Origin of the sequence: Candidatus Protofrankia californiensis, assembly GCF_900634765.1 — a bacterium.
Taxonomy (GTDB): Bacteria; Actinomycetota; Actinomycetes; order Frankiales; family Frankiaceae; genus Protofrankia; species Protofrankia californiensis.
On sequence record NZ_CAAAFT010000098.1, the window covers coordinates 7,290 to 10,647 of the forward strand.

Annotated in this window: 3 protein-coding genes; all 3 read left to right on the plus strand. The window is 69.1% G+C overall.

Going from position 1 to position 3,358, the window contains the following annotated elements:
- Window positions 1-898, plus strand: an 898-nt coding sequence (locus DD1DGNOD_RS05970; RefSeq protein ID WP_131769631.1) for a glycosyltransferase, incomplete at its 5' end; no start/stop codon positions are given.
- Window positions 899-1,545: 647 nt separating this feature from the next.
- Entirely contained in the window at window positions 1,546-2,583 is a 1,038-nt protein-coding gene (locus tag DD1DGNOD_RS05975; protein ID WP_131769628.1) for a hypothetical protein, read from the plus strand.
- On the plus strand, window positions 2,584-3,333 hold the full coding sequence (locus DD1DGNOD_RS05980; RefSeq protein WP_131769629.1) for a DNRLRE domain-containing protein: 750 nt from the start codon (window positions 2,584-2,586) through the stop codon (window positions 3,331-3,333).
- Window positions 3,334-3,358: the final 25 nt, after the last annotated feature.

The window sequence follows — 3,358 nt, forward strand, 5'->3', positions numbered from 1 at the left end:
CGCCGCCATCCGTGGGCCGAGGGGTGTTCCCGCCGGCCGCGGGCCGGGGAACGGGCCGGTGGTTCTCGCGTTGTGTCACAACGTGCTGCCACACGAGCGGCGCGCCTTGGACGAGCCGCTCGTGCGGGCGGTGCTGCGCCGGGTGTCCGGGGTCCTCGTACACACGCCGGCCGAGGCCGAGCGTGCCCGCCGGCTCACCGCCCGTCCGGTGTCGGTGGCGCCGATGGCGCCGCACCTGTGGACGGCCGGCGGCGGGGCCGTCGCGGGCGCCGGCGGGTCACCTGCCGTGGATCCCCCCACCGCGGATCCTCCTGCCGTGGAGCCCGATGCCGTGGATCCCCACGCTGCGCGACATCGGTACGGCCCTCCCGGCCGGAGGCTGTTGTTCTTCGGGCTGGTCCGGCCGTACAAGGGCCTGGACGTCCTGCTGCGGGCGCTCGCCGCCGGCCCGCCCGACGTGCGCCTGACGGTCGCCGGGGAGTTCTGGGGCGGGGTCGGGGACACCCGCAGGATGATCGACGAGCTCGGCCTGGCCGGGCGGGTGGACCTGCGTCCCGGCTATGTGCCGGCCGCCGACGTGCCGGCCCTGTTCGCGGCTGCCGACGCCGTGGTCCTGCCGTACCGGTCGGCGACGGCGACCCAGAATGTCGATCTTGCCCACCGGTACGGCCTGCCGGTGGTGGCGACCGCTGTCGGCATGCTGGCGCAGGCCGTGCGGGACGGGGTGGACGGCCTGCTGGCCACCCCGGGCGACCCGATGTCGCTGGCCGCCGCGCTGCACCGGCTGTACGAACCGGGCATGCTCGACGCCCTGCGCGCCCAGGTCGTCCCACCGGATGTGGACGCGGCGTGGGATCGCTATCTGACGGTGCTCTGCGACGCGCTCGGCCGGCGATGAGACGGCTATGAGACAGCGATGAGACGTTGTGCTTCGAGCAGCTGAGAACAACGTGCCCACCGTTACTATGCGTCAGATTCTTTGATCGGGGGCAACTGTTGGGTGGCCAAGGGCGCTCGTGCATTCGATCGTGGGTCCGTGGTTGACGGTTGTGAATTAGCGAACTTTTGTTTGGGTAAAGCGTCGGGCGGTGTTTTCCGCCGTCGGCGTGATGCATCGGCAACAAATTTCGCGCAACATCGACGGGGGACATCCAGGAGTAGTGGCGCAACGGCGGACGGTGTGGCACGGTGGGCCCTGTGAACATGACGGGGTGACATCCGCCCAGCCGATGGTGGCGGGCCTGCGCCGTTCCGTCTCTCACCGCTGATTCTCTCACTGTTGTTTTCTTTCGTTGTTGTTTGCTGCGCGTTCATGTGGGCGTGCAGGTCACCCCATGTCTTCTTCGGATTGTGCCGTGTGCCGGCGCGATCTGCCGGGTCCTGGGTTCTCCACTCTTGTCGTGCCGTTTTCGTGCCTGTTTTCCGGCATGAACGCGGCTCCTTGGTTCCTGAGTTCTTGGGAGTGCGCCCATGGTCGGCCGGCGGCATTCTGCCCAGCGTCCGCGGATGTTTCGTGGTGTCTACCGACGGTTTGCGCGCCGGAGGTTGACCGCCATCTCCATCGGGCTGGTGCCGCTACTGGTGCTGACCACGTTGGCGGTCGTGCAGCTGGCCGGCGGCGCGGACCGGCCGGCGCCGCTGCTGAACCCGTTCCGGAACGTGGCGTTGCCGCAGAGTTCGAACGGCAGCGCGGCGGGCCGGCAGAGCCAGGTGCCGACGGCGCGGTCGCAGACGGCGTCGGGGGTGGCGCCGTCGGCGGAGCAGGTGCGCGCGCAGGTACCGACGGTTGCGGGCGCGGTGCCGACGACGGTGCGGGAGCCGGAGCGTCCGGTGGATCTGCCGAAGCCGGATCCGGCCGCGGGTGTGGCGAGGTTCGGTCCGGCCCGGACGATGGACATGGGTGCTCCGCCGGTGGAGTGGGGGGTGCTGCCGGGGCAGGCGGCGCCACCAGGCCAGGTGGAGGTGCCGGACCGGCGGACGGCATGGAGTGACGAGTTCCGCAATCCCGACGGGACGTACACCACCCGGGTGTATTCGGTGCCGAAGCGGTTCACCGATGCCGGCGGCAAATGGGTGGATATCGACACGAACCTGGTCGCGGCGGGCGGGCGGCATCGGGCGGCCGCGGTGGAGCATGCCGTCGATGTCGCGGACACCGCTGATGATCCTCGGCTGGTGGCGGTGCAGGTGGGTGCGGGTGCGTCGGTGTCGTTCGGTATCGCCGGTGCGCAGCCGGCGCGCAGCGTCGTCGACGGGCCGACCGCTTCATATGCGCAGGTGCGCCCGTCGTCGGACGTGGAGCTGTCCGGGACGCTGTCGGGAGTGAAGGAGACGCTGGTCCTGCATGGGGTGGATGCCCCGACGCGGTGGACGTTCCCGTTGGCGTTGGAGGGCCTGACAGCGGCGGTGGACGCGACGTCGCAGCAGGTCTCTCTCACGGATGCCGCGGGTGTGGTGAAGGCGGTGATTCCACGGGGATCCATGGAGGATTCCGCGATTGATTCGCACGTGGGCAGCGGGGCGTATTCGGAGGGTGTGCGTTATTCCCTGGTGACGGGAGCGGACGGCCGGACCGCGTTGTAGGTGGATCTGGATGCGCAGTGGCTGGCGGATCCGGCGCGGGTGTTTCCGGTGCGGGTGGATCCGTCGGTGGAGGTGCTGCAGGCGTGGGCGGATGACACCTATGTGTCGTCGGCATTTCCGAACTCGCACTACAACACCTTGGACGACATTCACGTGGGTACCTACAACGGTGGTGCCGACGTGAACCACGGGTACATCAACTGGCAGGGCACGGCCGCGGTGAACCAGGTCAACGTGCTGGACGTGCAGGTGGCGCTGCTGAACAGCTGGTCGTGGTCGTGGTCGTGCGACGCGCGGGACGTGAGCCTGTACGAGGTGAACCAGTCCTGGGACGGCACGACCATGCTGTGGCCGGGGGCGGCGATCGGCCCGGAGGTGGCGCGCAGCAGTTTCGCCCACGGCTATTCGGGATCCTGCCCGGCGGGCTGGGGGACGTTCCAGGACTCCCGGCTGACCGCCCTGGTGGACGATTGGACGCACGGGCGGAAAGTGAACACGGGCACGTCGGTGCGGGCGAGTACGACGGACAACTATGCGTGGAAGAAGTTCCTGTCGAACAACACCGCGACCGCGGCGAACCGCCCGCAGATGTCGATCACCTACACGCCGTACGGTGCGCAGTACTCCTACCCGTCGGGCAGCCCGGTATGGCAGCAGCAGCTGACGAACAGCCAGCAGGGCAAGATATGGGGCTCTTCGCAGTTGGCCGGATTCTGTGTTCGGCTGATTACGCCGCCCGCGGGTGGGTAGTGACGGGGGGTAGCCAGTCGGGGCG